This is a genomic window from Pelomonas sp. CA6 (assembly GCF_022549225.1).
Taxonomy (GTDB): domain Bacteria; phylum Pseudomonadota; class Gammaproteobacteria; order Burkholderiales; family Burkholderiaceae_C; genus Roseateles.
In genome coordinates this window covers 1-5,098 of record NZ_JAKZFD010000022.1, presented here as the reverse complement: position 1 = coordinate 5,098, position 5,098 = coordinate 1, and the positions used below count along the sequence as shown (strand labels likewise).

The window sequence follows — 5,098 nt, the reverse complement described above, 5'->3', positions numbered from 1 at the left end:
CCGCCTGCAGCGCCAGCGCGCGCGGCGTCTGCTGCGCCTGGTGCTCGAACAGTTCGTGCACGCACAGGTCCTGCCGGTAGTCCTGCCGCGTGCGGTTCCAGCCGCGCAGCAGCTGCTCGCGCTCAGGGTCGGACAGCAGGTCCGCGGCGCGGTAGTCCTGCTCCGGGTCCCGCGCCATCGCGTCCAGCGCCATGCCCAAGGCCTCGGCGATGCGCCGCGCCTGGGCGGCCGACAAGCGCGCCGGATCGCGCTGCACCGACAGCTGCAGCGCATCGCCCTGCAGCGCGGCGTTGACGCTCAGCGCATGGTTGGTCGCCTCGAAGGCCGTGCCGCCGAGGAACTCCAGCGACGCGTCGCGCCCCAGGTCGCCATAAACATGGAAGTTGACGAAGTTGAACGCGGTCTCGAACAGCGGCCGGCGGCCGTTGTCCTGCACGATGCGGGCATAGGGATAGGCGCGGTAGGGCATCAGCGCCATCTCGGCCCGGAAGCTCGCGTCGATCAGCGAGCGCCAGCTGCCGCCGGCCAGCGCCAGGCGCAGCGGCAGTGTGTTGAGGAACAGCCCCAGCACCTTGTCGCCATCGCGCGTGGCCGGCCGCGCATGCGAGACCACGCCGGTCAGCACGTCCTCCTCGCCGCTGAACACCGACATCACGCGCAGATGCGCCGCCAGCAGCAGTGCGCGCAGCGGCAGGTTCAGCGCGCGCGCCAGCGCGCCCAGCCGCCGCGCGGTCTCGGCCGACAGGGGCACGGCGGCGCTGCGCGAGGCCGGGTCCTCGTCCACTTCGCCGCCCTCATGTCCTTCCCCGCGCCGCGTCCCGTCGTGGGGCGGCAGCCGGCCCACGGTGTGGCCGGCCAGCTGGGTCTGCCAGAAGGCGCGCGCCGGCGCCGACCGCAGCAGCGCCCGCTCCTGCGCCACCGCGTCGCGGAAGCGGCTGGCCAGCGGCGCCGGGTTCACCGGCCGCCCGGCCCGCAGGTCGGCATAGACCTGGAACAGCTCGGTCACCAGGCTGGCCACGCTCCAGCCGTCCAGGATGGCGTGGTGGAAGCTCAGCGTGAGCTGCAGATGGTCGCCGCCGCGCCCATGCACGAAGACGCGCAGCAAGGGCCGCTCGTCCGGCGCGAAGGGCTGCCGCCGCTCCTCTTCCAGCCACTGGGCAATGCGGCGGTCCTGCGCCGCGCGGTCCAGCGCGCCGAGATCCTGCAGGCGCGCCACCACGCGCGCGTCCCGATACACCAGCTGCAGCGGCTGGCTGTAGTGGCGCAGGTCGAAGGCGGTGCGCAGCAGCTCGTGCCTGCGCGACAGCAGGTCCAGTGCCGCCTGGAAGCACTCCGCGTCCCAGTCCCGCACCCGCAGGTGGTGGCTGAACACGTCGTGGTAGACACTGGCGTCCGCCGACATCTGGTTGTGGAACACCATGCCCAGCTGCAGCTGGGTCAGCGCGTAGGCGTCTTCCACGCCGTCCGGCAGGCGCTCGCGGTCGACGGCCGGGCACAGCGACAAGTCCCCGTAGGCGCCGGCCTCGGTTGGGGCCTGGGCGTCCGGAGGCGGAGGGGCCGGCGGCCCATCCAGCTCCGCGGCGATGCCGGCCACGCAGAGATGGCGGAAGATCTGCTCGATCGCCAGCGCCAGCCCGCGCTCGCGCGCCCGCGACACGATGGCGATGGTGCGCATCGAGTCGCCGCCCAGCGCGAAGAAGTTGTCGTGCACGCCGATGCGGTCCAGCTGCAGCACCTCGGCCCAGATCGCGGCCAGGGCCCGCTCGGTGGGCGTGCGCGGCGCCACATAGCCGCCCGGCGCATGCTGCGCCTGCGGCGCCGGCAGCGCGGCGACATCCAGCTTGCCCTGCACCGTCAGCGGCAGCCGCTCGATCAGCTGCACATGGGCGGGCAGCATATGCTCGGGCAGCACGCGCGCCAGCCGCTCGCGCAGCACGGCCGGGTCCGGCGCGGCCATGCCGTCATGGGGGACCCCATAGGCCACCAGCTTCGCGCCGCCCACGTCGCCATCGCCCGCGCCGAGGGCCAGCACCACGGCCTCGCGCAACTCGGGCTGCTGCAGCAGCTGGGCCTCGATCTCGCCCAGCTCGATGCGGAAGCCGCGTATCTTCACCTGGCCGTCGTTGCGGCCGACGAATTCCAGCTCCCCCTCCAGCGTGCGGCGCGCCAGGTCGCCGCTGCGGTAGAGGCGCTCGCCGGGCCGCTTGGGATCGGCGATGAAGCGCTGCGCGTCCAGCTCGGGCCGGTTCAGGTAGCCACGCGCCACGCCGGCGCCGCCGACATGGATCTCGCCCACGATGCCCGGCGGCGTCGGCCGGCCCTGCGCGTCCAGCACGTGCAGGCTCAGGTCCGGGATGGGCTCGCCGATCGGGCTGCCGCCCCGTTCGACGTCGGCCGGTGTCAGCGCGCGCCCGCTGACATGCACCGTGGTTTCGGTGATGCCATACATGTTGACCAGGCGGGTGCGTTCGCCGTTGCGGGCGAACCAGGGCGCGAGCATCGCGACCTGCAGCGCCTCGCCGCCGAAGACCACGTGGCGCAGCGCATGCGTCTCGGCGCAGCTCGCCTGCGCGGCCATGAACGGGCGGAAGGCGCTGGGCGTCTGGTTCAGCACCGTCACGCCTTCGCGGCAGACCAGGCGGTAGAAGTCCTCCGGCGACCGCGTCAGCGCCTGGGGCACCACGACCAGCCGGCCGCCATGCAGCAAGGCGCCCCAGATCTCCCAGACCGAGAAGTCGAAGGCACAGGAGTGGAACAGCGTCCAGACATCGTCCGCGCCAAAGCCGAACCAGGGCGCGGTGGCGCTGAACAGCCGCGTGACCTGGCGATGCTCCACCAGCACGCCCTTGGGCGTCCCGGTGGAGCCGGAGGTGTAGATGACATAGGCCAGGTGATGCGGCCGCGGGCCGCTCCCGTTGGCACCCGGGCCGATGTCCAGGCCGGAATCCAGGTGGGCGTCCAGGTCGGAGTCCGCCAGCGCCGCCCAGGGCGGGTCCACCGCGTCCAGCAGCAGGCGCGGCACGGCCGGGTCCAGCAGATCGGCGGTCCCGGCCTCGGTCAGCACCGCCACGGGGGCGCAGTCCCGCAGCACGAAGGCGAGCCGCTGGGCCGGATAGGCGGGGTCCAGCGGCACGTAGCCGGCGCCGGACTTCAGCACCGCGAGGATGGCCACCACCAGCGACAGCCCGCGCTCCAGGCAGATCGCGACCCGGTCGTCGGGCCGAACGCCGCGCCGGCGCAGATGGCGCGCGAGCTGGTTGGCGCGCGCATTCAGTTCGCCATAGCTCAGCGACGCTTCGCCAAAGCACAGCGCCACCGCGGCCGGTGTGCGCGCCACCTGCTGCTCGAACAGCGTGTGCAGGCAGACCGTGGGGGCCGGTGGCATCACCGGCGCCGGCGCGGCGGCAACGCCCCAGGCCGGCGCCCGCGCGGGCGTCTGGCCGTTGCCGTCCAGCGCGTCGGCCATGGCGCTCAAGGTCGCGTCCATCTGCGCCAGGATGTGCCGCGGATCGATCGGGCGCGCCACCTGGGCACTGAGCAGAAAATCCTGTCCCAGATCGTCGACCATCAGCCCGAAGGGGAAGTTGCTGCGCTCATGCGCGGCCAGCACCCGCAGGCCGTCGCCCCAGCCGGGCAGGCGGTCGTCCGCGGGGTCGGCGCGGGTCGCGCTGTGTCGATAGTTCAGCAGCGCCGAGAACAGCGGCGTGCCGATGGGCAGCGCGCTGCAGCGCTGCGCCAGCGACAGCGGCACCTGCTCGTGGTCCACCAGCCGCGCCAGCCGTTCGTGCACGTCGCGCAGCGCGGCGCGCAGGTCGCGCCGGGCCGTGTCCACGCGCAGCGGCAGCGTGTTGATGAACAGGCCCAGCGCGCGCTCGGCGCCCTCGCCGCTCTGCATGCGGCCCAACAGCACGGTGCCAAAGACCACGTCGTCGCGCCCCGAGCCCGCGGCCAGCACCTGGGCCCAGGCCCAGTGGAACAGGCTGGCCGCGCCGACGCCCAGCCGGCGCGCCTGCCGGCGCAGCCGCCGCGACAGCGCCGCGTCGAGCTGCAGCTGCGCCTCGTCGACCTGACGGCCATCGCCCTGCACGTCCATCAGGCCATAGGGCGCGGTGGGCTGGTCCACCCCGTCCAGCATCTGGCGGAAGAAGGCCTGGTGCGCGGCCGCCCGGCCGTCCAGCCGGACGCGGCCGACGAACTCGCGGAACGGCACCGGCGGCGCCAGCTCGGCGCCGCGGCCGTCGCGCAGCAGCGCCATCTCGTGGAAGACCTGCTCCAGCGTCGTGTGGTCCAGCACCAGGTGGTGCAACAGCAGCTGCAGCAGCCAGCCCTGGCGCGCGTCGTCCTGCGCGATCAGCCCGCGCATCAGCGGCGCCTGGCCGAGGTCCAGCCGGTGGCGCCCGGGGTCGGCCAGCGCGGCCAGCTGGGCCGGCCGGTCGCCGTCGGCCAGCTCGGGCGTCTGCAGCACCAGCCGCGCCTGGCGCCACACCACCTGCACCGGCTCCGGCAGGCCCTGCCACAGCACCGCGGTGCGCAGCACGTCGTGCCGGTCGATGACCTGCTGCAGCGCGTCGACGAAGGCCTGCAGCCGTTCGCGCGTGTCAAAGGCCAGCGTGACCGAGGTCAGGTAGGGGTCGCCCTCGGTCTGCAGCAGGTGGTGGAAGAGGATGCCTTCCTGCAACGGCGCCAACGGATACAGGTCCTGCACGTTGGCGGCCCCGCCCGGCACCTGGGCGACGATGCGGTCCAGCGCGTCCTGGCTCAGGTCCACCAGCGGCAGCATGTCCGGCGTGAGGCGCTCGCAGCCCGGCGGGATGGCGTTGGGCGGCACCGCCTGCGACGCCGCCGGCCCGGCCTGCAGCGCCAGCGCCAGCCCCGCCACGGTGGGCTGCGCGAACAGCTGGCGGATGCTGGCGCGCAAGCCCTGGGCGCGCAGCCGCTCGATCAGCTGCACCGCCAGCAGCGAATGCCCGCCCAGCTCGAAGAAATGATCCTGCCGCCCCACCCGCTCCAGCTGCAGCAGCTCCGCCCACAGCCCCGCCAGGGCCTGCTCCACCTCGCCCCGCGGCGCCTCGTATGGCCGCTGCGCGAAGGCCTCGCC

General features: G+C 73.8%; 1 protein-coding gene. It reads right to left on the bottom strand.

What is annotated here, in order from left to right:
- Positions 1-5,098 (bottom strand): non-ribosomal peptide synthetase (locus LZ017_RS21655; RefSeq protein WP_241399011.1); only part of this gene is annotated, 5,098 nt, incomplete at both ends.